This is a genomic window from Paenibacillus turicensis (assembly GCF_017873435.1).
Lineage (GTDB): Bacteria > Bacillota > Bacilli > Paenibacillales > Paenibacillaceae > Fontibacillus > Fontibacillus turicensis.
Window position 1 is genome coordinate 199,278 of sequence record NZ_JAGGKG010000003.1, and the last position, 14,680, is coordinate 213,957.

Annotated in this window: 15 protein-coding genes and 1 other annotated feature; of the genes, 14 read left to right on the plus strand and 1 reads right to left on the minus strand. The window is 39.4% G+C overall.

Annotation, left to right across the window (positions count from 1 at the left end; genetic code table 11):
• From sigE to J2Z32_RS04965, 11 genes are all read left to right on the plus strand, one after another.
• Positions 1-723 (plus strand): RNA polymerase sporulation sigma factor SigE, encoded by a 723-nt coding sequence (gene sigE / locus J2Z32_RS04915; protein WP_210088058.1) that lies wholly within the window; start codon positions 1-3, stop codon positions 721-723.
• A gap of 105 nt (positions 724-828) precedes the next feature.
• Positions 829-1,608, plus strand: a complete 780-nt coding sequence (gene sigG / locus J2Z32_RS04920) for an RNA polymerase sporulation sigma factor SigG (protein ID WP_210088059.1) — start codon at positions 829-831, stop codon at positions 1,606-1,608.
• Positions 1,609-2,456: 848 nt separating this feature from the next.
• Positions 2,457-2,789, plus strand: a complete 333-nt coding sequence (locus tag J2Z32_RS04925) for a YlmC/YmxH family sporulation protein (RefSeq protein WP_245251193.1) — start codon at positions 2,457-2,459, stop codon at positions 2,787-2,789.
• A gap of 76 nt (positions 2,790-2,865) precedes the next feature.
• Positions 2,866-3,717 (plus strand): peptidoglycan editing factor PgeF, encoded by an 852-nt coding sequence (gene pgeF, locus J2Z32_RS04930; protein WP_342453916.1) that lies wholly within the window; start codon positions 2,866-2,868, stop codon positions 3,715-3,717.
• An 8-nt stretch (positions 3,718-3,725) separates the two neighbouring features.
• A complete protein-coding gene (locus J2Z32_RS04935; RefSeq protein ID WP_210088060.1) occupies positions 3,726-4,418 on the plus strand; it encodes a YggS family pyridoxal phosphate-dependent enzyme in 693 nt (230 codons plus the stop codon).
• Positions 4,418-4,867, plus strand: a complete 450-nt coding sequence (locus J2Z32_RS04940) for a cell division protein SepF (protein ID WP_210088061.1) — start codon at positions 4,418-4,420, stop codon at positions 4,865-4,867. The genes J2Z32_RS04935 and J2Z32_RS04940 overlap by 1 nt, the downstream gene beginning before the upstream one ends.
• Positions 4,868-4,889: 22 nt before the next feature.
• Positions 4,890-5,150: a YggT family protein gene (locus tag J2Z32_RS04945; protein WP_210088187.1), complete on the plus strand. Its 261-nt coding sequence runs from the start codon at positions 4,890-4,892 to the stop codon at positions 5,148-5,150.
• Positions 5,150-5,935 (plus strand): YlmH family RNA-binding protein, encoded by a 786-nt coding sequence (locus J2Z32_RS04950; RefSeq protein ID WP_210088062.1) that lies wholly within the window; start codon positions 5,150-5,152, stop codon positions 5,933-5,935. The genes J2Z32_RS04945 and J2Z32_RS04950 overlap by 1 nt, the downstream gene beginning before the upstream one ends.
• Before the next feature lie 121 nt (positions 5,936-6,056).
• Complete coding sequence (locus tag J2Z32_RS04955) at positions 6,057-6,563, plus strand: DivIVA domain-containing protein (protein WP_210088063.1); 507 nt, start codon at positions 6,057-6,059, stop codon at positions 6,561-6,563.
• Positions 6,564-6,694: 131 nt separating this feature from the next.
• Positions 6,695-6,975: a binding site (T-box leader), on the plus strand.
• Positions 6,976-7,026: 51 nt separating this feature from the next.
• A complete protein-coding gene (gene ileS, locus J2Z32_RS04960; protein ID WP_210088064.1) occupies positions 7,027-10,122 on the plus strand; it encodes an isoleucine--tRNA ligase in 3,096 nt (1,031 codons plus the stop codon).
• 315 nt (positions 10,123-10,437) lie between these two features.
• Complete coding sequence (locus J2Z32_RS04965; RefSeq protein ID WP_210088188.1) at positions 10,438-10,728, plus strand: DUF5665 domain-containing protein; 291 nt, start codon at positions 10,438-10,440, stop codon at positions 10,726-10,728.
• A gap of 84 nt (positions 10,729-10,812) precedes the next feature.
• Here the strand turns inward: J2Z32_RS04965 and J2Z32_RS04970 are convergent, their stop codons facing one another.
• Positions 10,813-11,532, minus strand: a complete 720-nt coding sequence (locus J2Z32_RS04970; protein WP_210088065.1) for a TraR/DksA C4-type zinc finger protein — start codon at positions 11,530-11,532, stop codon at positions 10,813-10,815.
• A gap of 227 nt (positions 11,533-11,759) precedes the next feature.
• Here J2Z32_RS04970 and lspA point away from each other — a divergent pair, with 227 nt between their 5' ends.
• From lspA to J2Z32_RS04985, 3 genes are all read left to right on the plus strand, one after another.
• A complete protein-coding gene (gene lspA, locus J2Z32_RS04975; RefSeq protein ID WP_210088066.1) occupies positions 11,760-12,278 on the plus strand; it encodes a signal peptidase II in 519 nt (172 codons plus the stop codon).
• 11 nt (positions 12,279-12,289) lie between these two features.
• On the plus strand, positions 12,290-13,243 hold the full coding sequence (locus J2Z32_RS04980; RefSeq protein ID WP_210088067.1) for an RluA family pseudouridine synthase: 954 nt from the start codon (positions 12,290-12,292) through the stop codon (positions 13,241-13,243).
• A 113-nt stretch (positions 13,244-13,356) separates the two neighbouring features.
• A complete protein-coding gene (locus tag J2Z32_RS04985) occupies positions 13,357-14,610 on the plus strand; it encodes an LL-diaminopimelate aminotransferase (RefSeq protein ID WP_210088068.1) in 1,254 nt (417 codons plus the stop codon).
• The last annotated feature ends 70 nt before the right edge of the window (positions 14,611-14,680 follow it).

Below are 14,680 nucleotides of genomic sequence, written 5' to 3' on the forward strand. Positions count from 1 at the left end.
ATGCTAGTAAAGTGGAAGCTGATGCTGCAATTGCAGTACTACCGATTTTTATTTTTGTTTGGTTTGAAAAGTGAAGAGATTTATTATATTGGTGGTAGTGAGGCATTGCCCCCTCCACTAACAAGAGAAGAGGAGGAATACTTGCTTACTAAGCTCTCCTCTGGTGATGCTGCGATACGTTCGATGCTTATTGAACGTAATTTAAGGCTAGTTGTTTATATTGCTCGAAAGTTTGAGAATACAGGGATTAATATTGAGGACTTGGTATCTATTGGTGCTATTGGTTTAATCAAAGCGGTAAATACATTTGATCCTGAGAAAAAAATTAAGTTAGCGACGTATGCATCACGTTGTATTGAAAATGAAATTTTAATGTATTTACGACGCAACAGCAAAATTAGAACAGAGGTTTCCTTTGATGAACCATTAAATATAGATTGGGATGGCAATGAACTGCTTTTGTCCGATGTGCTTGGGACAGAAAATGATACAATATACCGCAACATTGAAGAACAGGTTGACCGTAGATTACTGCATAAAGCATTAGATAAGCTTAGTGATCGCGAGCGATTAATTATGGAGCTCAGATTTGGACTTGTTGATGGAGATGAAAAAACACAAAAGGATGTTGCTGATCTTTTAGGTATTTCTCAATCTTATATTTCAAGGCTAGAGAAGCGTATAATTAAGCGTCTGCGTAAGGAATTTAACAAAATGGTGTAGCTCATTGACCCATTTTCTTTAATGAAATTCATTATGAACAGGAATAAAAATACAGCCCAAGGAGATAATGATCATTAATGTTTCACCTTGGGAGGTAAAGACACGATGACACGTAATAAAGTCGAAATTTGTGGTGTGGATACAGCGAAGTTGCCTGTACTAACCAATGTAGAAATGCGGGAATTGTTTCATTCCCTACAAGAACACAATGTAAGGTCAGCGAGAGAAAAACTGGTAAATGGTAACCTTAGACTGGTACTAAGTGTAATCCAACGTTTCAATAATCGAGGGGAATATGTAGATGATCTGTTCCAGGTTGGCTGCATTGGACTCATGAAGGCGATCGACAATTTTGATTTATCGCAAAATGTGAAGTTTTCAACCTACGCAGTGCCTATGATTATTGGGGAGATTCGCCGATATTTGCGGGATAACAATCCAATCCGTGTTTCGCGAAGCCTTAGAGATATCGCCTATAAGGCACTCCAAATGAGAGACAATCTGACGAACAAAAATTCAAGGGAACCAACAATTTTAGAAATTGCACAAGCGTTAGATATTCCGAAGGAAGATGTCGTGTTTGCACTCGATGCTATTCAAGATCCGGTATCCTTATTTGAACCCATTTACCATGACGGAGGCGACCCGATATATGTGATGGATCAAATTGGGGATGAGAAAAATAAAGATGTGTCCTGGATCGAGGAGATCGCTTTAAAAGAAGCGATGCAACGCTTGGGTGGACGTGAAAAAATGATATTATCTATGCGTTTTTTTGAAGGGAAAACACAAATGGAGGTGGCCGACGAAATAGGGATTTCTCAGGCACAGGTATCAAGGCTAGAGAAATCGGCAATTACGCAAATGCAAAAGCATGTAAAATAGAGAAGGAAAGCTAAAGCGGCTCAACAAAATGGACAGTGCTTGACAAAAATATGCGAAGAGGAGGTTACGATGCAGAGAGTGGCTTCAACCGCTGTTAAGGTCTCATTTTTCTTTTATAATGTATATTTTAAGTGAAGAAAATGTGACCTTAAAGTGATTATGCTTTCGAAGTATCTTTCTTCCAGAAAGATTGTAACACTACCTCTTTTCCACCATCTCCCTGCCCCTTCGCGAAAGTAAGCTTATTGTCAATTACTATATATTTTAAGGTTGAGCCGTGAAAGCTAAATAAGTCCTTAAATGTCTGGAAATAATTTTCGCAGATGTTTGAGGACTTTTTTATTGGCTCAATCTTGAAATCAGTGCTTGACCGCTACCCCAAACTAGCGAAGAGACAGAGAGATTCTGAAGGTTCTTAAAATCTATTTCCATCCATAAATATACTTCAATAAAAAGGGCTCCAATTAGAAATTAGTGGTGGAGAGGAAGCAAAAATAGCGAAGGGGTAGAGGGATGGTGGAGAAGTGAACACGTCCGCCTTTACAGACTGTTTTTCAACCGATAAAAATGTAATACAAGAAAATCAGGCTGTAACAGGGGTCGAAGCCACCCTCTGCACCGTAGCTGCTTTCCTCAGAAGTTAACAACCACTAATTTTTGTTTTAAGCCATTAAAAGGAATATGATAGCTACCAGCCTCCAGTCGTTGTCAAGTACTGATTTATAAATAGAGCCTATTATAAAGGGAATTTGAGCGGATGACCCAATCGTTAATTATTTTCCGTTTTGTCTCATATATATGAGTGAATAACCTATTGCAAAGTAAGCATATAAAGGTGGGGTACTCTAATGACAGATCGTGTGGTGAGGGCAAGTATGAAAATTTCTGATTTTCAAACGAAGGATGTTATCAATGTCGTTGATGGTAAGCGCTTAGGACATATTAGTGACCTAGAACTGGATTTAAGACAAGGTATTATCGAAGCGATTGTTGTACCAATAAATAATAAGTTTATGGGCTTGTTTGGTAGTGGAAGTGACATGATTATTCCTTGGAAAAATATAGTGAAAATTGGTTCGGATGTTGTATTAGTTCGTATGGATGAATTGACCCAAGTACAACCACAGCAATATGATAAAACAGTATATATAGATCGGGATGGACGAGCAACAAAAGGTTAGATAGCGCAGTAGAGTGTGTTTTATGATAAACTGTAACATATATTATTTTCAGAAGATGGCTTAAAGGGGTGGGGAAGTGGAACCATTTGTTAGAAAATATGAAGAGAATACTCCAGCACTTTATTTTCTTAAGAAATGGATGGAAGATGAGCCACATTTACAGGTTGGTTTTACAGGCAGACAAGGTGGATGCTCCCATGCTCCTTATTCTAGCTTGAATTTAGCTTATCATGTCGATGACAACGCAGTAGATGTACTGCAAAATCGAATTACATTAGCAAGGGCAATTGGTTTTGAGCCAAGTACATGGACCTGCGGAGAGCAGGTTCATGGTACACAGATTGCAGTTGTAGAGGCCTCAGATGTGGGAAAAGGTTATAGTGACCGAGAGTCTGCTTTTCAAAATACAGATGGGTTGGTAACCAATGTTCCTAATATTTTATTAACGTCCTTTTATGCGGATTGCGTACCTCTTTATTTTTTTGATAAAGTGAAGGGAGTTATTGGGCTTGCTCATGCGGGGTGGAAAGGAACTGTGGGGCAAATTTCCAAAGTAATGATAACTACAATGACCGAGACCTACGGGTGTGCTCCGCATCATATTTATGCAGCTATAGGTCCTTCTATTGGGGATTGCTGTTATGAAGTTGATGAATATGTGATGTCCAGAGTTAGGGAGACATTAGCAGATATTGGTGGAGACATAGACATCAATGTAATTGCTTCACCGTCGTCTAACGAGGGGAAAAGTATGCTGAACTTGAAAGAACTGAATCGAATGATTATGATAAAAGCAGGAATATTGCCAGAGTTTATCGAATGTACTACATGGTGTACAAGTTGTCATCCTGATCAATTTTTTTCTTACCGTAAGGAAGAAGGTACAACAGGAAGAATGGCTAGCTGGATTGGTATGAAGGAGAGGTGAGTCCGCCCTTGTCACTTCAGGATCGGATGAAAGAAGTTAATAACAGAATTGAAGCCGCTTGCGCGCGTAGTGGTCGTAACCGTAATGAGGTTCATATTATAGCAGTAACAAAATATGTTTCTGTAGAGGCTACACAAGAGGTATTGGATCAAGGATTATTTCATATTGGAGAAAATCGAGCGCAAAATGCTTTGCCTAAAATAGAGGCGCTTGGAGATACAGCAGTATGGCATTATATTGGACATTTACAAAGTAATAAGGTGAAGGATGTAGTAGGTAAATTTTCTTACATTCACTCTGTTGATCGCTTATCCTTAGCGAAGGAGATTAATAAAAAAGCAGAAGCGATAGGTGAAAAGGTGAATGTATTTGTACAAGTGAATGTGTCAGGAGAGGCATCGAAGCAAGGTGTCCAGCCAAGTGAAGCAAAATCTTTGCTGGCAGAAATCAATAAGCTATCCCACCTTAAGGTGATTGGCTTAATGACGATGGCTCCAATTGTGGACAAGCCTGAGCAAGCTAGACCTGTATTTCGAGGGCTGAGATTGTTGCGTGATGAATTAAATCTTGAACACGTCACAGATGAACCTATCACAGAGTTATCGATGGGAATGTCAGATGATTTTGAAATTGCAATTGAAGAAGGCGCAACTTGGGTAAGATTGGGTACTATTTTAGTGGGGAAAGGGGAGACAATGTAATGGGAGTAATGAATCGGTTTATGAGTTTCTTGGGAGTTCAGGAAGAGGAAGAAGTTGTTGAACGCGAAAAGATTAGTGAACCTGATGATACGGAGATTGGACCGCCAAGCTTTGATGCGCGTAAAAATCAACGTAATAATAATGTTGTGAGTATTCATTCACAAAAAAATGTGAAGGTTATTTTATATGAGCCACGTTCTTATGATGAGGCCCAAGAGATTGCTGACCATCTCAGATCACATCGTGCTGTTGTAGTTAATTTACAGCGAGTAAGAAATGATCAGGCGATGCGAATTATCGATTTCCTTAGTGGTACCATCTATGCACTCAGTGGCAGTATTTCAAAAATTGGTGGAAATATATTTTTATGCACACCAGATACTGTTGAAATCCAAGGCTCAATTACAGAGATTTTAGCAGAAGATTCGGATTACAACAAAATGGGGTGAAACTAGCTTGAATATCCAAACAATTTTAGATTTGGTTTATTGGTTGTCTCAAATTTATTTTTATATGATCATGGCCTATGTTTTAATGTCGTGGTTACCTAACGTACGAGAAAGCTTTGTTGGTCAATTACTTGGTAAATTAGTTGAACCTTATTTAACTCCATTTCGTCGCTTTATTCCACCATTGATGGGTGTTATTGATTTTTCACCAATCGTCGCTATCTTTGTGTTGCAATTAGCTGTATATGGATTACAAAGTATAATTATCTTTTTGGTATCGTAATGTCACATCAGGATATTTATCATCATTTTCGTGCTGATGAACGTCATTTTGTGGATCGAGCCTCAGAATGGGTGGAGAATGCGGCTAAATACCATGAGGTGAAGTTAACGGATTTTCTTGATCCAAGACAATGCTTTATTTTGGAGAGCATAGCCCATCGGGAGCAGGATGCAAAAGTGTCTTTTTTTGGTGGATATGCTACAGCTGAACGTAAACGAGCGATTGTGGCACCCGATTATCATGAAGCTGAGGAAAATGATTTTCAGATACAGGTGCTTCATGTTTACTCGGTCGATAACAAGCTAGGGACTTTACAACACAGTGATTACTTAGGATCTGTTCTTGGGTTAGGACTAAAACGCGATAAAATTGGTGATATGCATGTGAGACAAGAAGGCTGTCATGTATTAATTGCTGAAGAGATTGCTTCTTACTTAGCCATGAACTTAATACAAGTGCATCGTGTAGGAGTTGTGACTGACATTGAACCATTGTCAAGGTTGCAAACTGTTGAGCCTAAGCTTGAGCCGCTGGATTTAACGGTGGCTTCTTTACGTTTAGATGGAATTAGTAGTGACGTTTTTCGCCTGAGTCGCAGTAAGATTTTAATCCCGATCAAGGCAGGACGATGTAAGGTGAATTGGAGAATAGAGGAAGATCCTTCTAAAGTATTAGCAGAAGGTGACATTGTTGCCTTAAAGGGTTTTGGAAGATTTAAGGTGTTAGAGGTAGAGGGGATTACAAAAAAAGGAAGAACTCGTATTAAAGTCGGCAAATTTGTTTAATTGTTTTGCAGGAGTTGGGCTGTTATTGTCGAATTAAAGTTTAACATTAATAATTTGATGAAGAAGCAGTTGGAGCAGTCTAAACGAAGCAGTCAAAATCTTAGGAGGTGCAGATTAGTCTATGCCATTAACACCACTTGATATACACAACAAAGAATTTTCCCGACGTCTGCGTGGCTATGATGAGGATCAAGTTAATGAATTCCTAGATCAAGTAATTAAAGATTATGAGGGACTTATTCGTGAGAATAAGGAATATCAGAATCAATTACTTGCCTTGCAGGAGAAGCTTGATCACTTCGCTAATATCGAAGAAACGTTAAGTAAAACGATTATCGTTGCGCAGGAAGCAGCAGATGAAGTGAAAAATAATGCAAAAAAAGAAGCGCAATTGATTGTGAAGGAAGCAGAAAAAAATGCGGATCGGATCATTAACGAATCGTTGACAAAATCCCGCAAGGTTTCATTAGAGGTAGACGAGCTGAAAAAACAAGCTTCGATCTATAGAGCACGCTTCCGCACATTAATTGAGGCACAACTGGATATGCTTAAGTCTGAGCATTGGGATAGCTTAGAACAAGCGGAGTCTGACGTGCGTGTAAGCTTAGAGAATAGTGAAGTGTATTAAACGCCTTTCTCACGTTATCTAGCTTGACATCTGGATCAAATTTACGTTATAAATAATATAATGTAAATGAGCTTTGATAATGTGCTTTTTATGATCTGCAGTTTGACATGAATGATTAATTTGAATTTAATATGAATTTGATGATGGGATCAGTATGATACGATTTTGTTCCTCAGAGAGTTGGTGTTTTGCTGAAAGCCAATGTACAAAAAGTATTCAGAATATCCTCCCGGAGAAGTAGTGCTGAATTTTGAATTTTCTAATTAGTAAGCCCTACCGTTTTGTCGGACGTTATACCGACCCTATATGAATAACGTATAGGACTTGAGGTGTCTTTATTCATGTCATTATGTACATAATAACTGAATGAAGGAACAAGGGTGGTAACGCGAGTTTTAGTCTCGTCCCTTTTATAGGGATGGGGCTTTTTTGTATTTATATTGCTGAAAAGGAAGAGATGAATATGCAAAAAGTAGATGTTAAAGAACCTGCTCGTGCAAGAGAACTCCGCATTTTGAATAAGTGGAGTAAAGAAGATACTTTTAAACGTAGTGTTGAAAAACGTGCTGGCTTTCCAAACTATGTGTTTTATGAAGGGCCCCCTACGGCAAATGGTGTTCCACATATCGGACACGTGCTTGGCCGTGTAATAAAAGATTTTATTGGTCGCTACCAGACAATGAATGGTCATCGTGTAGTTCGTAAGGCAGGCTGGGATACACATGGTCTCCCTGTTGAACTAGGCGTTGAAAAGCAACTTGGTATTTCAGGTAAGCACGAAATTGAAACGTATGGCGTCGAAAAGTTTATACAGAAATGTAAGGACAGCGTATTTGTTTATGAGAAGCAATGGCGTGATCTAACTGAAGCTATCGGATATTGGACGGATATGGATGATCCGTACATCACAATGAAAAATAGCTATATCGAAAGTGTGTGGCACTTACTCGCTAACATCCATGAGAAAGGCTTGTTGTATCGCGGTCATCGTGTAAGCCCTTATTGTCCTAGCTGCCAGACGACATTAAGCTCGCATGAGGTTGCTCAAGGCTATGAGGATGTGAAGGATTTAAGTGCAACTGCCAAATTTAAGCTAAAGGATAGTGGGGACTATGTGCTAGCTTGGACGACAACACCTTGGACGTTACCTGCCCATAGTGCACTTGCTATGAATCCAAAGCTTACTTATGCTCGTGTAAAGCAGGAGGATGGCATTTACATCGTAGCAGAGGGGTTAATCGAAAGTGCGATCAAGGGTGAGCATGAAGTATTAAGCACGCATTCAGGCTCTGAATTTATCGGTCAAGCGTACGAAGCACCATTTAAATATATTTCTCCTAAAAATGGCTTAGTCATTTTGGGTGCTGATTTTGTTACAGAGGCTAGTGGTACAGGGATTGTACACTTGGCGCCTGCACACGGGGAAGATGACTATAAAACTTGTCGTGAAAATGATGTTGAGTTCATTAATGTTGTCGATTTACAAGGACGTTATCGTGATGAGGTTTCTGATCTTGCAGGTCGCTTCGTAAAGGATTGCGATATCGATATTGTGAAGATGTTAGCTGAACAAGGCTTGTTATATGATAAGCATAAATATGAGCATAGCTATCCATTCTGCTGGCGTTGCAAAACCCCGTTGCTTTATTACGCAACAGATAGCTGGTTCATTAAAACAACGGCTGTAAAAGAGCAATTAATTAAAAATAACAATGAGATCGATTGGTATCCTGGTCATATTCGTGAAGGACGTTTTGGGAAATTCCTTGAGGATCTAGTGGATTGGAATATTAGCCGTAATCGTTATTGGGGAACACCACTTAACGTTTGGGTTTGTGATAAAACAGGCAAAGAATATGCGCCAAAAAGTATCGCGGACTTACGTGCACGTGCGATCGGTGACGTTCCAGAGGATATTGAGCTACACAAGCCATTTGTAGATCCAATTAAGTTAAAATCGCCGTTTTGTGAGGATGGCGTCATGACACGTACACCTGAAGTGATTGACGTATGGTTTGATAGTGGTTCAATGCCATTTGCACAGCAGCATTATCCATTTGGCGAAACATCTCAATTTGAAGATCAATACCCAGCCGATATGATTTGTGAAGGGATTGACCAGACAAGAGGTTGGTTTTATAGCTTACTTGCTATTTCAACGTTGTACAATGGTAAAGCACCGTATAAAGCAGTCATGTCACATGGTCATATTTTAGATGAAAATGGACAAAAGATGTCGAAGTCCAAAGGGAATGTAATCAGCCCATGGGAAGTGATTGAGGAGTTTGGTGCAGATGCCTTCCGTTGGCCACTGTTAGCAGATAGTGCACCTTGGAACAGTAAACGTTTCTCCAAAACGATCGTGGCAGAAGCAAAATCTAAGGTTATAGACACACTTGTTAACACACATGCATTTTTGACCTTGTATGCTTCGATTGATGGCTATAAACCAGAGGAGCATGAGTATAAGGGTTCCACGAATAAGCTGGATCGCTGGATTTTATCTAGACTAAATAGCCTCATTGCTGTTGCTAAAAAGGGCCTTGATGCAAACGACTTTATGAATCCTGCCAAAGCGATTGAAGTATTTATCGATGAATTAAGTAATTGGTATATCCGTCGTTCCCGTGATCGCTTCTGGGGAAGTGGCTTAGGTGAAGATAAGCTAGCGGCATATGGCACATTAACTTCTGTATTAGTTACGTTATCGAAGCTAATGGCACCATTTACACCGATGTTATCTGAGGAGATTTATACGAATTTGACTGGTGAGGAAAGTGTTCACTTTGCAGATTACCCTGTTGCAGATGAAGCTTTGATTGACTTAGAGCTTGAGCGTGACATGGAAAGTGCACGTCAAATCGTGGAGCTAGCGCGTAATGTGCGTAATGAGACAGGAATCAAAACACGTCAGCCATTATCTAGCCTAGTGGTATCCATGAGTCGTGACTTTGCGGTGTCAGAATATGAGGATATCATCAAGGACGAAATCAATATCAAAGAAATTCACATTGAAAGAAGTGATAATGGTTTTGTAAACTTCTCCTTGAAGCTAAATCTTAAGGTTGCAGGTAAAAAATACGGTAAAAATGTAGGTTTCCTTCAAAATGCACTAAAAAATCTACAGCCAGAGGCTGCTTCAGATGTAGTTACAAAAGGGGAGTTCCACATTACATCTCCTGAAGATGAGGAGCTGGTAATTACTGCGGATGAGTTGCTCGTTGAAAAGCAAGCAAAAGCAGGTTTTGCTTCCGCTTCAGGTTACGGACTAACCGTTGCGCTTAATAATGAAATTACGCCAGAGCTTGAACAAGAGGGCTGGGTGCGCGAGGTTGTGCGTGCGGTACAAGATACACGTAAGAAATTGGATTTACCAATTGAAAAACGGATTTCTCTGACGCTTGATGTGGATGACGAGCTACAGGCGGCAATTACTGCATTTGAACATGTACTACGCGATAATGTACTTGTGCAGGAGTTAGCTTTTGGTAAACCTTCTGAGCAAGGGGAAATCGTGGATTTAGGTAGCAAAACGATTGGTGTTTACATCCAAAAATAGAAATTCACCTGAGGAATCAGGTGAATGGTAGAGGCAAAAGCAGGTCATACTACCAATAATTAAAAAGCAAGCGAGCTTTAGGTCTTCCTTCAAAAAATGAAGTGAGTACCTTAAGCTCGTTTAGCTTTTAAAATTATAGTAGACAGGGTGCCTGCAATGAAATTTTTAAGACGTTCAAAGAAGCGTTCAACCATTCATTTGAAAAAGGATCCAGTAGGAGATCAGAGACATCAGAGCAAGCTTTCAGACCAAATTTTAGCCTCACATGCTAGTGATCCAAATGAGCTAACTGAGAAAGCAACCTTAACAGGGACAGTGGATGAAAAAATAAATTATTTGTACCGGTTATTAATGCATATTTCTCATATGCTTGAGCAATCAAGAATTATGGAATATACAGAGCTATTGCACCGCCCCTGGCGTTTAATTTGGTTAAATTTATTATCAGGTACATCTAGAGGTGTAGGAATTGCCATTGGCTTTACTTTTTTTGCGGCTACAATTGTGTATGTGCTTCAATTGTTAGGTGCCTTAAATTTGCCCATTATAGGTGACTATATCGCTGATATCGTGACAATTGTTCAACATCAGCTACAATATAAGTAAGGCTTCACATATTAGCTTATTTTGATGCTTTAGAGCTCTGATGCATGGCAAATGTCTATAACTATGGCTAATCTTTTGTGAGGCTTATTTTATGACATCATGTTCTGTTCGAAGATGTTTGGTTTCCTTCATATGCTCTGTATATTGCTGATTACGGAAAAAATAACGATCATTGCCATAAATATCGGTAGCGACGTAGCTCTCAAACGGTTCTACAAATCCATCGAATTCTTCGTTTTCTTCGATGGTCAAATCGTCATAGCTTGTGACGTCAGACTGCTCTGCATATGCAGGTGATGTAGAGGTACCATAGCTTTCAACAATTTGCCAAGCGTCTTCACCATCAAAGCCAGAATATTCATGCTCATCCATGCTTGTTCTGCCAAAGGGAGGATCAAGTAACGTTTCTTCGATTGGTCGATTTAATGATAAATGGGCTTGGGGACTATGTTCTTTACAGTAAGCTGTTTCTGGAATCGCTTCAAGACGTTCGAAATTAATCTGAGCGCCACAGGTTGCACATTTACCATATTGTTGGTGTTTAATCCGTTCAAGGGCATCCTCAATACGCATAAGCCGCAATTCTTCATGCTCATTTAGTGCTATGTCTTTCTCACGTTCAAACATCTCACTGCCAATATCAGCAGGATGATTATCGATCGTTGATAGCTCGTTTAAATTGTCTCGCATGGATTCATTAAGCCCCATATGGTCATTTTCATTTAATTTTTCATACAGTAGCTGCTGCTCCGCTTGAAGCTGTTGCTGTAAATATTTGATTTGGGATGAAGTAAGATGAGTCAAATCCAGACACTCCTTTTATACGATAGGCTATTCACTAACGTTGATTTTATTTTTGATTTGTATGAGCCTTATTTTGCGCAACAATTTATTTTTTAATGATCTTTTTGCAATTGAGGAAACCTACATATTTGTGTAAGATTTGGGTTTCTGCATGGACGGCTTAAATCTGGGTGTGCTACAATAAACAGGGTCTAAGGACGCACATAAAAAATGAGGTGACGTGTCTCGTGATATATTATTTAATCGCATTTATTGTATTCGTAATTGATCAGTTAACGAAGTATGTCATTGCTACGAGATTAGAGCTATGGGATCAAATCTCAGTAATTGGTAATTTCTTTTTAATTACATCCCATCGTAATACAGGAGCTGCTTTTGGTATTTTGGAAAACCAACGCTACTTTTTTATTATTATTACGATTGTCGTTGTAATTGGAATTGTATGGTATATACAAAAAATGAAAAATACAGGGAATAAGCTATTGCCCTTTGCATTGTCACTTGTATTAGGTGGAGCGTTAGGAAACTTCCTAGATCGTGCTTTGACAGGTGAAGTGGTTGACTTCCTACAATTTAATTTTGGCAGCTATACCTTCCCTATTTTTAATATTGCGGATAGTTGTATTGTGATTGGAGTTGCTTTAATTATTATTGATTCGTTTCGCGAAATGTCGCTGGAGAAAAAACAAGCGAAGCAAGTAGAGGAGTTAGCCGATCAGGAGCAAGTGCAAAAAGAAGAGAAGTAAAAGGAGTTATTATGAACGACAATAAAAATAACGCTCAGGTTGAGGCTGAGGCTGATATGATGGAGTGGACAATCGAAGCTGCTTCTGTGAAGCAACGGATTGATAAGTTTGTTACAGAAAATATAGGAAATGATGTATCGCGAACCCAAGTTCAGCTATGGATACAAAATGGAGATATTACTGTTAATGGTGAATCTGTTAAAGGTAACTACAAGCTTGCATTAGGCGATGTTATAGCCTTAATTATGCCTGAGCCTGAATTTGTAGAAATCGTAGCTGAGAATATTCCATTAGATGTTTATTATGAAGATCAAGACGTCATTGTGGTCAATAAGCAACGTGGCATGGTCGTTCACCCAGCCCCAGGTCATAGCTCAGGTACATTAGTAAATGCACTGATGTATCACTGTAAGGACTTGTCGGGCATTAATGGTGAGCTGCGTCCCGGTATTGTACACCGGATTGATAAGGATACTTCTGGTCTAATTATGGCTGCCAAAAATGATAAATCACATGCCTCCTTAGCTGCGCAGTTGAAGGAGCACAGTGTGACTCGTAAATATATCGCTTTAGTGCACGGTAATTTGAGTCATGATCAAGGTACAGTAGATGCACCTATTGGACGAGACGCTCAGGATCGTAAAATGTACACTGTAACTGAGCGGAACAGTAAGCACGCAGTGACTCATTTTCAAGTGATGGAACGTTTTGGTGACTATACTTTGGTTGAATTAAAGCTAGAAACAGGACGTACTCATCAAATTAGAGTACATATGAAGTTTATAGGCCATCCTCTTGTAGGTGATCCGATGTATGGTCGTAGTAAAGGGATCAAAATGGAGGGACAAGCACTTCATGCTGCTGTGTTGGGTTTTATTCATCCTACAACGTCGGAGTACATGGAGTTTAGTGCACCTTTACCACAGGATATGGAGGATGTGCTGTTTAGCCTTAGAAACCGCTAACAGAAAAAAAGTACAAACCAAAAGCCAAATAATCCATTCTATAAAGGCTTTATTTCTAGCATATTTAATGATGTGAGGTTTTTGAACTTATGCTAGTGAAGGGATGGATTAAAATGAGTATTGAGAATTATCAAGCTACGTATATTCAGCAACAGTTTGCAGAGCGTATTGGTGGATCAAATTACGGTAAAGATACCGCTATTTATAAATTTGAGAAAATTAAAAGAGCAAAGCAAGCTGCTCGCAAAGCTTTTCCAGACATTGATTTAATTGATATGGGAATTGGTGAGCCTGATGAGATGGCACATGCAGGTATTGTAGCCAAGCTTGCAGAGGAGGCAGCTAAGCCTGAAAATCGTGGTTATGCTGACAATGGAATTGCTGAATTTAAAGAAGCAGCAGTAAAATATTTGCACGATGTGTTTGCGGTTGAAGGGTTAGATCCAGTTACAGAGGTAGTGCATTCCATTGGCTCAAAGCCAGCATTAGCGATGTTACCTTCTTGTTTTATCAATCCGGGGGACGTTACAATAATGACTGTACCTGGATATCCAATTGTAGGTACACATACGAAATATTTAGGTGGAGAAGTTTACACCGTACAATTAACAAAAGAAAATAACTTCCTGCCAGATTTAAATGCAATCCCAGACGATATTGCAGATCGTGCGAAGTTACTTTATTTAAATTATCCAAACAATCCAACAGGTGCGAGTGCAACAAAGGCGTTTTTTGCTGAGGTTGTCGCTTGGGCTAAAAAACATGAAGTGATCGTAATTCATGATGCGCCTTACGCAGCGTTAACGTATGATGGTGAAAAACCACTTAGCTTTTTGTCCGTTGAGGGGGCAAAGGATGTTGGGGTTGAACTACATTCCTTATCCAAATCCTATAACATGACAGGCTGGAGAATTGGGTTCGTGGCAGGGAATCCGCTTATTGTTAAAGCATTTAGTGATGTGAAGGACAATAATGATTCAGGACAATTTATTGCGATTCAAAAGGCAGCAGCTTATGGGCTAGCTCATCCTGAAATTACAGAGCAAATTGCGGCTAAATATTCTCGCCGTCATCAATTGCTTGTCGATGCGCTTAACGAGCTAGGCTTTGAAGCTACCAAACCAAAAGGATCGTTTTTCCTATATGTGCAGGCTCCTAATGGTGTGGAGGGTGGACCAAGCTTTGCCACTGCCGAAGAATTTTCTCAGTATTTAATTCGTGAAAAACTAATTTCGACAGTGCCTTGGGATGATGCAGGTCATTTCATTCGTTTCTCTGTTACGTTTGAAGCGGCAACGGAGGAAGAGGAAAAGGCTGTAATTTCTGAAATTAAATCAAGATTAGGCAATTTGAAATTTATATTTTAAGAGACGAATAGGCTCCCTTGCAGGAACAGGTAAGATTTTGCCTGATTTCCCGAGGGAGTTTTTTTATTCT

Bases quoted from the DNA above. Each gene is read 5' to 3' on its own strand.
- J2Z32_RS04950 (WP_210088062.1), top strand. From the start codon at position 5,150: ATGTCACATCAGGATATTTATCATCATTTTCGTGCTGATGAACGTCAT.
- sigG (WP_210088059.1), top strand. From the start codon at position 829: ATGACACGTAATAAAGTCGAAATTTGTGGTGTGGATACAGCGAAGTTG.
- J2Z32_RS04980 (WP_210088067.1), top strand. From the start codon at position 12,290: ATGAACGACAATAAAAATAACGCTCAGGTTGAGGCTGAGGCTGATATG.
- J2Z32_RS04940 (WP_210088061.1), top strand. From the start codon at position 4,418: ATGGGAGTAATGAATCGGTTTATGAGTTTCTTGGGAGTTCAGGAAGAG.
- J2Z32_RS04955 (WP_210088063.1), top strand. From the start codon at position 6,057: ATGCCATTAACACCACTTGATATACACAACAAAGAATTTTCCCGACGT.
- ileS (WP_210088064.1), top strand. From the start codon at position 7,027: ATGCAAAAAGTAGATGTTAAAGAACCTGCTCGTGCAAGAGAACTCCGC.
- J2Z32_RS04985 (WP_210088068.1), top strand. From the start codon at position 13,357: ATGAGTATTGAGAATTATCAAGCTACGTATATTCAGCAACAGTTTGCA.
- J2Z32_RS04925 (WP_245251193.1), top strand. From the start codon at position 2,457: ATGACAGATCGTGTGGTGAGGGCAAGTATGAAAATTTCTGATTTTCAA.
- sigE (WP_210088058.1), top strand. From the start codon at position 1: ATGCTAGTAAAGTGGAAGCTGATGCTGCAATTGCAGTACTACCGATTT.